At 44.8% G+C, this 12,971-nt stretch carries 15 protein-coding genes; 14 read left to right on the top strand and 1 reads right to left on the bottom strand.

Going from position 1 to position 12,971, the window contains the following annotated elements; genetic code table 11:
* The first annotated feature begins 9 nt into the window (after positions 1-9).
* The 10 genes from LZF95_RS14685 to moaA all read left to right on the top strand — a co-directional run bounded on the left by LZF95_RS14685 (position 10) and on the right by moaA (position 7,883).
* The gene (locus tag LZF95_RS14685; RefSeq protein WP_233755850.1) at positions 10-447 is read left to right on the top strand and encodes a TPM domain-containing protein; all 438 of its coding nucleotides are present in this window, start codon (positions 10-12) and stop codon (positions 445-447) included.
* Positions 425-1,231: a YgcG family protein gene (locus tag LZF95_RS14680; RefSeq protein WP_233755849.1), complete on the top strand. Its 807-nt coding sequence runs from the start codon at positions 425-427 to the stop codon at positions 1,229-1,231. The genes LZF95_RS14685 and LZF95_RS14680 overlap by 23 nt, the downstream gene beginning before the upstream one ends.
* A gap of 183 nt (positions 1,232-1,414) precedes the next feature.
* Positions 1,415-2,590: a gephyrin-like molybdotransferase Glp gene (glp, locus tag LZF95_RS14675; RefSeq protein ID WP_233755848.1), complete on the top strand. Its 1,176-nt coding sequence runs from the start codon at positions 1,415-1,417 to the stop codon at positions 2,588-2,590.
* A 28-nt stretch (positions 2,591-2,618) separates the two neighbouring features.
* Positions 2,619-3,203: a molybdenum cofactor guanylyltransferase gene (locus LZF95_RS14670; protein ID WP_233755847.1), complete on the top strand. Its 585-nt coding sequence runs from the start codon at positions 2,619-2,621 to the stop codon at positions 3,201-3,203.
* Positions 3,200-4,012, top strand: a complete 813-nt coding sequence (cobA, locus tag LZF95_RS14665) for a uroporphyrinogen-III C-methyltransferase (RefSeq protein ID WP_233755846.1) — start codon at positions 3,200-3,202, stop codon at positions 4,010-4,012. Before LZF95_RS14670 ends, cobA begins: the two co-directional genes overlap by 4 nt.
* A 28-nt stretch (positions 4,013-4,040) precedes the next feature.
* Entirely contained in the window at positions 4,041-4,277 is a 237-nt protein-coding gene (locus tag LZF95_RS14660; protein ID WP_233755845.1) for a MoaD/ThiS family protein, read from the top strand.
* Positions 4,264-5,319: a HesA/MoeB/ThiF family protein gene (locus LZF95_RS14655; protein ID WP_233755844.1), complete on the top strand. Its 1,056-nt coding sequence runs from the start codon at positions 4,264-4,266 to the stop codon at positions 5,317-5,319. The genes LZF95_RS14660 and LZF95_RS14655 overlap by 14 nt, the downstream gene beginning before the upstream one ends.
* A 53-nt stretch (positions 5,320-5,372) precedes the next feature.
* A complete protein-coding gene (locus tag LZF95_RS14650; protein WP_233755843.1) occupies positions 5,373-5,801 on the top strand; it encodes a molybdenum cofactor biosynthesis protein MoaE in 429 nt (142 codons plus the stop codon).
* Between the two features lie 167 nt (positions 5,802-5,968).
* Complete coding sequence (moaCB, locus tag LZF95_RS14645; protein WP_233755842.1) at positions 5,969-6,886, top strand: bifunctional molybdenum cofactor biosynthesis protein MoaC/MoaB; 918 nt, start codon at positions 5,969-5,971, stop codon at positions 6,884-6,886.
* On the top strand, positions 6,870-7,883 hold the full coding sequence (gene moaA, locus LZF95_RS14640) for a GTP 3',8-cyclase MoaA (RefSeq protein ID WP_233755841.1): 1,014 nt from the start codon (positions 6,870-6,872) through the stop codon (positions 7,881-7,883). Before moaCB ends, moaA begins: the two co-directional genes overlap by 17 nt.
* 179 nt (positions 7,884-8,062) lie before the next feature.
* Here the strand turns inward: moaA and LZF95_RS14635 are convergent, their stop codons facing one another.
* Complete coding sequence (locus LZF95_RS14635; RefSeq protein WP_233755840.1) at positions 8,063-8,719, bottom strand: hypothetical protein; 657 nt, start codon at positions 8,717-8,719, stop codon at positions 8,063-8,065.
* Between the two features lie 284 nt (positions 8,720-9,003).
* On the opposite strand from LZF95_RS14635, the gene LZF95_RS14630 reads away from it, so the two are divergent.
* The 4 genes from LZF95_RS14630 (at position 9,004) to LZF95_RS14615 (ending at position 12,969) form a co-directional block, all read left to right on the top strand.
* The gene (locus LZF95_RS14630; RefSeq protein WP_233755839.1) at positions 9,004-9,885 is read left to right on the top strand and encodes an EboA domain-containing protein; all 882 of its coding nucleotides are present in this window, start codon (positions 9,004-9,006) and stop codon (positions 9,883-9,885) included.
* Positions 9,886-9,921: 36 nt separating this feature from the next.
* The gene (locus tag LZF95_RS14625; protein ID WP_233755838.1) at positions 9,922-10,827 is read left to right on the top strand and encodes a TatD family hydrolase; all 906 of its coding nucleotides are present in this window, start codon (positions 9,922-9,924) and stop codon (positions 10,825-10,827) included.
* Between the two features lie 2 nt (positions 10,828-10,829).
* Positions 10,830-11,744 (top strand): UbiA-like protein EboC, encoded by a 915-nt coding sequence (eboC, locus tag LZF95_RS14620; protein WP_233755837.1) that lies wholly within the window; start codon positions 10,830-10,832, stop codon positions 11,742-11,744.
* 70 nt (positions 11,745-11,814) lie between these two features.
* Positions 11,815-12,969, top strand: coding sequence for a 3-dehydroquinate synthase (locus LZF95_RS14615; RefSeq protein WP_233755836.1), 1,155 nt, complete (start codon positions 11,815-11,817; stop codon positions 12,967-12,969).
* Positions 12,970-12,971 lie beyond the last annotated feature (2 nt).

Here is a 12,971-nt window from a genome sequence, read left to right as displayed (position 1 = left end):
TATTCAATTATGGCTGAGAAATTATTCTCAAAAGCAGACCGTGAGGCTATTGTCAATGCCATACGGTCTGCCGAAGTTTCCACTTCCGGAGAGATACAGGTTCATATAGAAAGCCGCTGCAAAGGCGATGTGCTAGATCGTGCGGTGAAGGTTTTTGATACACTTAAGATGTATCAGACCAAAGACCGAAATGGTGTGCTTTTTTACCTTGCGGTAGTTGATCATCGCTTTGCGATTTTAGGCGACAAAGGAATCAACGAAGTAGTCCCAGATGATTTCTGGGAGAATATTAAAGAACACATGGCCAGTTGTTTTAAAAAAGGCCAATTTACACAAGGTCTGATCGACGGCATTCACATGGCCGGCGAGCAACTTGGACAGCATTTCCCGTATCAGGGTGATTCAGACATAAACGAACTTCCTGATGAGATTTCTTTTGGATCCTAAAATCCGCCCCATAGTATTTCTTTTTCTGTTTTTCACCCTTGGACTACAAGCCCAGGATTTTCCTCCTGTGCCCAATCCACCCAAGCTGGTGAATGATTTCACGAATACGCTTTCCTCTGCTGAAACTAACCAGCTGGAAAGAAAATTGGTCGCTTATAATGACAGCACCTCTACCCAGATCGCCATTGTGATGATGCGATCTGTGGGGCAATACGATATTGCTGATTACGCATTCCGGCTGGGTGAATCCTGGGGTATAGGAGGAGGTGCAAATGACAACGGAATCCTGATCCTGGCAGCTATGGATGACCGCAAAGTATTTATCGCCACGGGATATGGTATGGAAGGGGCAGTACCTGATGCCTTGGCCAAACGTATCGTGGAGAACCTGATTTTGCCCAATTTCCGTCGAGAAGCCTACTACGAAGGTTTGAATGAAGCGACTGATATGATCTTCAAATTGGCTTCGGGAGAATATACCGCTGAGGAGGTGGAGTCCAAAGGCAACAGTGGTGGTGCCATATTTATGATCTTGTTTTTTATCTTCCTTTTCGTGATACTTCCCCTGCTCAAAAACCGCAACGATAACGACAACCACATGGGAGGAAGAGGTGGAGGAGTGGATCTGTGGACTACGATCATGCTGGCTGGGATGCTGGGTGGTGGAGGCAGAAGATCCGGAGGCGGCTTTGGTGGAGGAGGATTTGGCGGCGGCAGCGGTGGCGGTTTTGGAGGTTTCGGTGGTGGTAGCTTCGGAGGTGGTGGAGCCGGAGGAAGCTGGTAAGCCATATTCCTAACTCTTTATAAAAACGCTTTGATTAGCGTTTTTTTTTGAGCAAAAATTCCCGCAGCTTGAATCCAAAAGCAGATTTCTACAGAATAATCTCTGCTTTCATTAAAAAAATACGTAGAAAAATAAGTATTTTTACGTAATTATTATTAAGTTTAGCCAAGATTTCAAAACAAGATGATATCAGTATCCGAAGCACTAGATCTAATCAAAGCCCATACGGCAAAATTACCTGCAGTCGGGATGGCTCTAAGGGATTCTTATGGGTGTTTTCTGGCAGAGGATCTAGTCGCTCCTATTAGTTTGCCGCCATTTCGGCAATCTGCCATGGATGGCTATGCGTTTCGAAGTGGTGGGGAGCTAGACCTGGAGGTAATCGGAGAATGCAAGGCCGGCGATAACAAGGTTTTTGAACTGGCGGCCAACCAGGCGGTAAGGATATTTACCGGAGCTCCTGTCCCTGATTCCGCCGATACAGTAATCATGCAAGAGCATGTGCAGGCTGGGAACGGGAGGATCACAATCCAAACTATTCCTGAAAAGGGAGCCAATGTGAGGGAGATCGGAGAGCAGATTCAAGCAGGGGAGCATGTGCTGTCTGCAGGCACCAAAATCAACGATTCAATTATTGGTTTTTTGGCCAGCTTTGGAATCACGGAGGTTTTAGTCTTTAACAAACCCAAAATTACCCTCATCGTAACCGGAAATGAACTTCAGGAGCCTGGAACACCTCTGAAGCCTGGGGCCATTTACGAGAGTAATGCGATCATGCTGGAGTCCGCACTGAAATCAAGAGGATATGGTTCAGTGCGGATTTTAAAAGTGCAGGATGACCTAGAGTCCACCATCAGAGTAGTAGCCCAGGGACTGGAATCTGATATGTTGTTGATTTCGGGTGGGATCTCAGTGGGAGATTACGACTTTGTAAATGAAGCCTTGCAAGCAAACCATGTCCGGGAGATTTTCTATAAGGTAAATCAAAAACCGGGAAAGCCTATTTGGTTTGGAAAGAAGGAGGAGAAGCTTGTTTTTGCTTTACCCGGCAATCCCGCTTCTTCACTGACCTGTTTTCTGATTTATGTCCTATCCGCCTTGAAAATCATGACAGGAAATCCGGATTTCGACTTGGATTTTCAGACAGGGGTTCTCAAGCACCGTACCTTCAACAAGTTTGGGAAAACCTTGTTTATACTCGGTTCCGAGGTGAATGGAGAATTGGAAATATATCCCAAACAAGCATCCAGCATGTTGATTTCCTACGCTTTGGGCAATGCGCTGGTACTGGTCCCGGCCGATAAGCAAATTCTGGAAGCAGGAGAGAAAGTGCTATTTCTACCTATAAACAGAAATTAATAATAGAATTAAGGCTAATAATCCAAGGATGAAATTTTCTGCAGATATCACAGCTTACGTACTCTGCGGCGGTAAAAGCACCCGTATGCAGTCGGAAAAGGGATTGGTGCTTTACAAAGGCAAGCCTTTTATACGCTGGATAATAGAAGCCGTTATGCCCATCACAGCAGATATTATCCTGGTGACCAGCAATGGGGATTACAGTCTTGTGGGCTTGCCAATGATCGAGGATATTTATGCTGACAAAGGGCCCGTAGGTGGAATATATACCGCATTGAATCACAGTAAGACGAGGCGGAATCTGATCCTCAGTTGCGATATACCTAAGATTTCCACAGGATTATTATCCACGATAGTGGCGGAATCTGCAAAGAATGACTCTCCGGTCACTTTTATCAGCGATGGAAGAAATGATTATCCGTTGATTGGTGTTTACAATAAAACAGCCTCAAAAACCTTCGAAAATGCGATTTCAGCCAACAAACTGAAACTTTGCGCTCTGGTCAATATGATTTCGCACCAAAAAATCCAAATCAACGCGGATCAGAAACCCCTTGTGCAGAACATCAACAGTAAATCCGAATTGCTTTCACTAAACCTATTAGACAAATGAAGACTATAACCGGAAAATCCCCGAAAATCACCCTGCTAGGCGCTGGGCCTGGTGATCCTGAACTACTGACTCTCAAGGCGGTCAAAGCACTGAATGGGGCTGATGTAGTGCTGTACGATTCTCTTGTGAATGAGGAAATCCTTGAACACGCCAATAGGGCTCTACTTGTTTTTGTGGGAAAAAGGCAGGGAAACCATAGTCATACCCAGGATGAGATCAACGAACTTATTGTGGATTATGCCACAGAATTTGGTCATGTTGTGCGGGTTAAGGGCGGTGATCCTTTTGTTTTTGGCAGGGGAAAAGAAGAAGAGATCTATGCTGTAGAAAAAGGAATCGAGGTGGAAGTGATCCCTGGAATATCTTCCAGTATAGCAGTGCCGGCCTCTATAGGAATTCCGGTTACCAGCCGGGGAGTAGCTGAAAGTTTCTGGGTGATCACAGGCACTACCAGCGATAGGACACTTTCAAAAGATCTTTCCCTGGCTGCTCAGTCCTCCGCCACGGTGGTGGTACTGATGGGAATGGGTAAGCTAGCTGAGATTGCTGATATCTATACCTCCTTTGGGAAAGCAGATATACCGGTAGCAATCATTCAGGATGGGACAAAAGCTGAGCAGAAAGAAGTCGTGGGTACCATTCAAAACATCGTCGAGCTCAGTGAAAATGAAGCAATAAAAGCTCCGGCGGTGATCGTTATAGGAGAGGTGGTCCATCTTGCGAGAGTGAGAAAGCAAGTACGGGAAGACTGGGTTTTAGACGATGAATTCATCTTCCAAAACTTGAATACCTTGCCTTTTACTAATTAATCTGGGAGATCTATATTAACTTGATGCTATGATTACTGTGAACTATTTTGGAAATATTGCGGAAGCTGCTCAAAGCGACTCAGAAATCCTGGACGTGAAATCTATGAAGCTGGAGGAGCTGCTCAGCTTGCTGGATGCAAAATATGGTCTGAGGAAATTTCAGTTTCAGGTAGCCGTTAATCGTAAAATTGTCTCCAGACAGCGGGTGTTGACTATTTCTGAAGCTGACGAAATAGCTTTGCTTCCACCATTTGCGGGAGGATAAGATGGAGCGGTACCAGCGACAAATCATCCTGCCTGGCATAGGGACTTCCGGCCAGCAAAAGTTAAAGGCAAGTAGGGTGCTGGTTGTAGGAGCAGGTGGCTTGGGATGCGCTGTTTTGCCCTATCTTGCGGCTGCCGGCATCGGGAAAATCGGTATCATAGATGGGGATACAATCGAAGAATCCAATCTCCACAGGCAAATCCTTTACTCTTCCGAGCAGCTGGGGCTTTCCAAGGCAAAAGAAGCTGCCAATTCTATTATCAAAACCAACCCGGGAATAGAAATATCGGTATTTGAAGAGTTTTTGACTGCCAAAAATGCTGCAGAAACCTTCTCGGGCTTTGATCTGGTCATAGATGCCACGGATAATTTATTTATCCGGTATGTGATCGATGATACCTGCCTCACTTGCGGTAAGCCCTTTGTTTATGGATCCATCCATCAGTTTCAAGGTCAGGTTTCGGTCTTCAATTTCGAAGGCGGGCCGACTTACCGGGATATTTTCCCGGAAGAGAATGGAGCTGCCCCTAATTGTGCTGAGGCGGGTGTGCTGGGTGTCACGGTAGGTTTGATCGGGATGCTGCAGGCAAACGAAGCGATGAAAATTATATTGGGGATTGGCGAGGTGCTTTCAGGGAAATTGCTGATTTATAATCTACTGAACAATTCCCAGCAAGTGTTTGAATTCGGTAATGTGCCTGCATCTAAAAAATCTCATATTTCTGTTTCATTTGAAATGTTGTCGCCTGCTGAATCGCTTCTGGGTGAAGCATTGCTACTGGATGTACGGGAATCAGGGGAATCACCTCAGGTAAATTTGGAAAATGGACTGCATATCCCTCTTTCTTCATTACCACAAGAAGCGGATAGCTTGGATCGAAATGTAGAGATTCGGATATATTGCCAATCAGGTATTCGAAGCAGAAAAGCAGCTGATTTGCTTTATCGAATGGGATTCAGAAAGTTGAAGTTGATACGAGGAGGAGCGAAGGATTTGTTGACCGAAATCAGGAGGGCGAAGGCAGGAGAGGCATCATTATAAGCTCAAAACCACCTCGGTCTTAAATTTAGGTAAATAGCAAAATTGAACTAAAGATGAAAAAAGTATTTCTTGAGGGGGCGATTTCCCCTGAATTTATAGCGGATTCCATAGCGAAGCATCAAGGCAAGCACAGCATTGGGGCGCACAATATTTTTCTAGGCCAGGTTAGGGCCGATGAAGTCGGAGACCAGCAGGTAGTAGCTATAGAATATACCAGCTATGAAGAAATGGCCAATGAAAAGCTTCATGAGATCAGGGAAGCGGCTTTTGAAAAGTTCGATCTGACTTGTTTGCACATCTACCATAGCTTGGGAATAGTAAAGGTCGGGGAGATCTGCATTTTCGTCTTTGTATCTTCCAAGCGTAGGAAGCAGGTCTATCAGGCGACTGAATGGCTCGTGAATCAGGTGAAAGAAAAGGTTCCTATCTTCGGTAAGGAGATTCTCGATAATGCAGACCACCAATGGAAAGTTAATAGTTGAAATTTTATTATGAATATAAATTTCTTTGTCAGCAAGCGAATAACTCAGTATAAGATTCGAGTGAGCAGTATCATTGCGACCGCTTCGGTCACCGGGCTTCGGTCTTTTGACCGACTGGCTAAAGGGTTTTTGGCTTCTGGCATATTTGTGGACAATATTATAAGTTAATGGTAGATATCACACATAAAGTAACCACGCTCCGCACAGCAAAAGCGCAGGCGATAGTGCAGGTGAGTTCAGAAGAAACCATAGCTGCGGTAGTGGAGAATCGTGTCCCTAAGGGAAATGTCTTTGAAATGGCGAAGGTGGCGGGTCTGTTCGCGGTGAAAAACACCCATATTACCATTCCCGATTGCCATCCGCTGCCTGTGGAATACACTGCTGTAGAATACGAGATTGATGGGCTGGAGATCCGGATTTTCATCACAGTGAAAACTGTGTACAAAACCGGCGTGGAAGTGGAAGCCATGCACGGTGCATCTGTGATAGCGCTGACCATGTACGACATGCTGAAACCTATCGATAAGGGAATTGTTATCCGCGAGATCGGGTTGGTAGAGAAAAAAGGAGGTAAATCCAGTTTCAAAGACAAAACCCCAAAAACTATTCAGGCTGCTATAATTGTATGTTCTGATTCCATTTCCAAAGGAATCAAAGAAGACCGGGCAGGGAAAGTGATTGTGGATAAGTTGAGATCACACAACGTAGAGGTAAGCTCTTATGAGGTGATTCCGGATGAACTTGAGCTGATCAGGAGCAGAGCCCTGGAGCTATCGGAGAAAAACCAATTGGTGATCTTTACAGGAGGGACAGGATTGTCGGCACGGGACGTGACACCTGAAGCTTTGGAGCCTATTTTGGAGCGAAGAATTCCGGGAATAGAAGAAGCTATCAGAAGTTATGGCCAAAAAATGATGCCTTATGCTATGCTTTCCAGGTCGGTGGCGGGCACCATCGGCGATAGTGTGATCCTTGCTTTGCCGGGATCTACTAATGGAGCCAAAGAGTCTATGGATGCGGTATTCCCGCATTTATTGCATGTATTTTCTATTTTAAAAGGAGCAAATCATGACTCAGTCGGGTAAGATAAAGGAGCTAAAAGACCGGTTTGGGAGAGTCCACAATTATTTGAGGATTTCCCTGATCGAAAAGTGCAATCTGCGCTGTAGTTACTGTATGCCCGCCGAGGGAATCGCACTTAGTCCCAAAGCCTCAATCATGAACGCTGAAGAGGTTCTGGAATTTGCCCGGATCTTCGTGGGACTTGGTGTTACCAAAATCCGCCTTACAGGTGGAGAGCCTCTGCTTCGCAAGGATATTGGAATTATTCTGGAAGGATTGGCAAAACTGCCGGTGGAAATATCAATTACCACCAATGGCTTGCTTGTAGATAGACATGTGGATGCCCTTCAGACACTAGGGATCAAAAAGATCAATTTCAGTCTGGATACCCTGAAGGAGGCCCGTTTTCAGGAGCTTACCAGGCGACCGGGCTTTCAGAAAACGCTGGATAATTTCCGGCTACTTCATGACCGGGGTTTTGATATGAAGATCAACTCCGTCCTGATCAGAGGAATCAATGACGATGAGTTGGTCGATCTGGTAGAACTGACCAAGGATTTTAGGGTTTCTGTCCGATTTATAGAATTTATGCCTTTTGACGGCAATCGCTGGGACAAATCCAAGATGGTATCTGAAAAGGAAATATTGGATCAGTTGGGGGGGCATTACGGCACCGCTCAACTAGCCTCTTTGCCGGATGAGGATAATTTCACCGCACGCAAGTTCAAAATCGCAGGTTATACGGGAGAGTTTGGGATAATTTCTTCGGTGACCAATCCTTTCTGCGGCACCTGCAACAGGATTCGCCTGACTGCCAATGGGAAAATAAAAAATTGCCTTTTTTCCAATCATGAAACCGATTTGCTCGGGGCTATGCGAGCCGGTGAGGATGTGGAAAGACTTATCTTGGAATCTATTCTCAATAAAAAAGCCGTCCGTGCCGGGATGGACAGCATGGAAAAATTATCAGATCCTGCGCTTCACTCGGATAACAGAAGTATGATTGCGATTGGGGGGTGAGTAATTGCTATTCTGCTTTTTTGTGGGTTCTATTTCACCGGTAGGTTTGTGAAAGTAGCAGACCATACCACATTCCAGAAATTCGGCGATTTCTTCGATATGTTGCTGTGTTAATTCCATTGTCCTAAATTATTGTCCTTAAAAAGTCAATTGGAATATCAACTTGTGTCCCGGGTAATTTAAAATTTCTTCTTCGACATAGACCTAAGTTCTCTCCATTTTTTGGTCACCAAGTAAATATAAAATAGGTCAGTCACAACGATGATCAGTCCTATGTAGAGAATAGGTTCGTGAACTCCCCCGGCGGTCTTGCTTCCTATTATTCCAAATAAAATAGTGGTAGAGAAAGTGCCTATGCATTTGGGTATGGCGATAAGCAGGCTTTGCCCTTTCAAGTCCGGCCGGCGAAAGTACATTCGTACAAACAGGAAGGACATCAAAAAATTGATCAGATAACCCACATAAAGGGCTCCATTGACGATTCCAAGTTGTTGAAAGGCCACATGCTGTATCACAAAGCAGACTATAAGAAAAGCAATTCCCTGTAAATAGAAGGCGACTTTTCCCGCCTTCACCTCATTAATACCATATTTAAAGTAGGTGTACAGTATCCCGACATCCAGCAGAACCCAAAAGCAATTGACGTAGGTGGAGACATGAGAACCAAACACTAGGTAGCCTTGGTAAGTATAGTACACTTCCCAGGAGAAGTTCAATGCGAGCGTGAGAAATGGGATCCCATAAGATTTGTCCCTGAAACCTACCCGTAACGCCTCAACATAGGCGATGATCCAGCCTAGTCCACAGAGTGAAATAAAAATTGAACTAACTGTCATAATTAATTTCCATTAAAGAAGGCAAGGCGACTTGATCATTTAAAGCGGTGCCTGCTCCTTTCGAAACAATGTTATTCTTTTCGATTTGATCTCAGTATAAAAGTCCAAAAAAAATCAGCTAAAAACAGGAAAACCCTCCACTGAATTTGTGAGAAGATGATTTTTGTCAGAAATCGCACTTTTTACAACCGTTGAGCATTATGTGATTGGATATTCTGATAGATTTCCGCCAATTTTAGCCAATCAAATCATGCAGACCCCACTGCAAACAGGCAACTTTCATTATGCAAGATCAAGTAAGTGCTTTTCTGAACAAATTGCTCCAGAGCCGGGATAACCCCAAAGGTTTGGACTGGCTGGAGAAGCAAACCCGAAAAATCACATCCGAGGCTGTACCCTCTCATTTGTTCTTGGCTTTTAGCCAGGCTTCCCGATTCTTCAAGAAAAATCAGTTGAGTCTTTCTGAAGCACAAGTAGAGGAAGCAGGAAAGTTGATAGTAGGTTTTCAACCTCAATTTTGGGATGAACTGCAAGCCGCCAGAACGGTTCTCTTGCTGAGTTACCATGCAGAAAAAGATATTTGGTTCAACACCATAAACCAACTGTTCGAGACTGCTGATATGCATGAGCATCAAGCGCTTTTTGGAGCCTTACCTGTCCTGCCTTTTCAGGAGGATTTGATACCTAGGGCAATTGATGGCCTTAGAACAAACATCTCGCTTGTTTTTGATGCAATTGCGCTTAATAATCCTTTTCCGGAAAAATATTTTCCTGAAGCCAATTGGAACCAGATGGTGCTGAAGGCAATCTTCATGCAGCGGCCACTTTACAAGATCCAAGGTCTGGAAGAGAGAAGAAATCCTGCCTTGGCTGCTATAGCAAGGGATTTTGCGCATGAGCGATGGGCTGCCGGCAGGGATGTTATGCCGGAGATTTGGAGGTTAGTTTCTCCATTTGTGAATGAGATGTATCTCGCTGATCTAAAGAAAACCTTGGAAAGCAAGGATGAACTTCAGATGAAGGCCGCTCTTTTGGCAATGCGGGAATCTGCATTCAAACCCGCTGAGCATTTACTTCAGGCTCATGCTGAGTTGCTGGCTTCCTTGGATATGGATGCCATCGCCTGGAGAAACATAGGAGAGGAATTTCAGCGTACCCGGGTATAATTCTTAATTTTACATTTCATTAAAAAAACAGTAAGTATGTATATAGATCCTCACATTCACGTTGTTTCCCGTACCACAGATGACTACGAAGCCATGCGTAAAGCGGGAATAGTAGCGGTGATCGAACCGGCTTTTTGGCTGGGTCAGCCACGAACTGAAGTGGGTAGCTTCAAAGATTACTTCAGTACTCTAGTGGGCTGGGAGCGTTTTCGTGCCAGTCAGTTTGGGATCGTGCATTACTGTACCATGGGACTGAATTCTAAGGAAGCAAACAATGAGCCTTTGGCAGAACAGGTCATGGAGCTTCTGCCGCTATATGTAGGAAAAGAAGGTGTGGTAGCGATAGGAGAAATCGGCTACGACGATCAGACCGAAGCAGAGGATAAATTTTATAGACTTCAACTGGAATTGGCAAAAGACGTGGATCTCCCAGTACTGATCCATACGCCACACCGGGATAAGCGAAAGGGTACCATCCGAAGCATGGACGTGTCCGAGGAGCATGGCCTTGACCCAAGTATGGTGATAGTAGATCATAACAATGAAGAGACAGTGAAGGAGGTTTTGGAGCGTGGTTATTATGCTGGTTTTACCATTTATCCCCATACCAAAATGGGCTCTGCCCGTATGGTGGAGATCGTGAAGCAATATGGCCCGGAGCGAATAATCGTTAATTCCGCTGCGGATTGGGGGATTTCCGATCCGCTAGCCGTGCCAAAAACAGCTGATCTAATGAGAAAATCAGGTATTCCGGAAGAGCATATCAAACTAGTCACTTATCAAAATGCCCTGACGGTATTTGGGAAAAGTGGACAGATGGACGAGCAGGATTGGCTGAATGCCGCACCGTTGGATCAAACAAAAAAAATGAGCGGGAATTCAGTACTTCGAGGTGGGCAGACTCCAAGAGTGGAAGGCTCCTCTGATATAGTGGAAAATTGATTATGGGTTCATCCCGAATAGTTGCATACTTACAACTAACCCGACCAGCTAATGTAGTCACTGCGGTAGCAGATATTTGGGCGGGCTTTGCTGTAGCAGGTGCCTGGACTTACATTTCGCTGGATGGATGTATTGAAGCGAGTGAATTTATAGCAAAGCTAGCCTGGCTTTCATTGAGTACAATTGGATTGTATGCTGGCGGTGTGGCATTTAATGATGTGTTTGATTCAGAATTGGACGCAGTAGAAAGGCCGGAAAGACCCATCCCAAGCGGGAGAGTCAGCAAAAAATCTGCTGCCTGGATGTCTTTTATGCTGCTGGTGTTAGGAGTGACAGCTGCTGCCCAGGTGAGTATGGTCTCTGCGGTTCTGGCGTTGATTGTAGCTATTTTAGCTGTAGGATATGATTATTGGGGTAAGCACCAGTACTTTTTCGGTCCTCTCAATATGGGACTTTGCCGTACTGGAAATTTATTGTTGGGAGTCAGTGTGGTTCCAGAGGTACTGACGACATTTTGGCCACTTGGCTTCTTGCCTTTGGTCTATGTGGCAGCTATTACCATGATCAGCAGAGGTGAAGTCCATGGGAAAAACAAGGCTGCTCTTTATGCGGGATTGTTTATGTATGTGTTGGTGATAATCGCTATCGCTTATATGCCGATTGTTCATCATACCAACATATGGGAGGTTTTACCGTTTTTGGCCTTGCTTAGCTACATGTTATTTCCGCCATTGGTCAAAGCAATACGCAAACAGGAACCAAAATTGATAGGGAAGTCCGTCAAAGCTGCCGTGATTTCCCTAATTATTGTCAACTCTTCAATTGCCGCTGCTTTTGCAGGATGGAAGATTGGAATAATTGTATTATTGTTGTTGCCAATTTCCCTTTGGCTTGCCAAAAAATTTGCTGTAACCTAAAGCAGAATAAACTAAATGGCCCTCGGAATTGTATTGTTCCAAACGACAAAGCTCTAGTCACCTATTTCCTATGAATACCGTTATCCAACAAAAATTTGCAGTACCTTATCAGTATCCTGTCTGCTTCTCAGAAGATATTTTCAATTCAGCCAATGAGCTGTTTGTAAAGTTGTTGGCAAAAGACAGGCTTTCCAGGGTTTTGTTTATAGTGGATGAGGGAGTTTCCGCAGCGCATCCTGAATTATTAAATCAGATAAGGGCATATTCAGAAGCTCATAAGGACAAGTATCATTTGGCGACAGAACCCATAGTAGCACCAGGTGGAGAGGATAGCAAAAATGATGAAGCGAGTTATAAACAGATCGTGGAGGCAACACACCTGTATGGTATAGACAGGCACTCGTATATCGCCGTGATAGGAGGAGGAGCCGTGATCGATATGGTGGGCTTCGCAGCCGCCATTTCCCATCGGGGTATCCGCCTGATCCGTATCCCTACTACGGTACTTTCCCAAAACGATTCTGCGGTAGGAGTGAAAAACTCCGTAAACGCTTTTGGGAAAAAGAATTATCTAGGTACGTTTACCCCTCCTTACGCGGTTTTGAATGATTTTAATTTTCTCAAGACCCTGGATGACCGGGATTGGAGATCAGGTATTTCTGAAGCGATCAAAGTCGCCTTGATCAAGGATTTGAGCTTTTTTACCTGGATGGAAGAGCATGCTTCCGCTTTGGCCCGAAGACAGATGGAGCCCATGAAGGAATTGATCATTCGCTGTGCACAGATGCATCTGGATCATATAGCGGGCAAAGATCCTTTCGAGTTCGGCTCATCCAGACCATTGGATTTTGGGCACTGGGCGGCGCATAAACTGGAGCATTTGAGCAAGTTCCGAATCCGTCATGGTGAAGCTGTTGCCATAGGGATTGTTTTGGATTCCACCTATTCTTTTCTGAAAGGCTGGATTTCTTCAGCGGACCTGAATAGGATAGTGTTGCTTTTTAAGCAGTTGGGATTTGAGCTTTTTGCACCGGAATTAGGCGGTGAAAATCTAATCAAAGGACTGCAGGAATTTCAGGAGCATCTTGGCGGGCAATTGACCATTATGCTGTTGACTGACCTAGGTAAAGGAGAAGAAGTGCACGAGATGGATCATGACCTTATTTTCAAGGCAGTTGATATGCTGAAAGACTTTCAGAAAAACTCAATTTTAGTCGATTCTTAATC

This window comes from Algoriphagus sp. AGSA1 (assembly GCF_021390545.1).
Taxonomy (GTDB): domain Bacteria; phylum Bacteroidota; class Bacteroidia; order Cytophagales; family Cyclobacteriaceae; genus Algoriphagus.
Note: the sequence above shows the minus strand (reverse complement) of the source record. Positions and strands in the feature narration are given on the sequence as shown.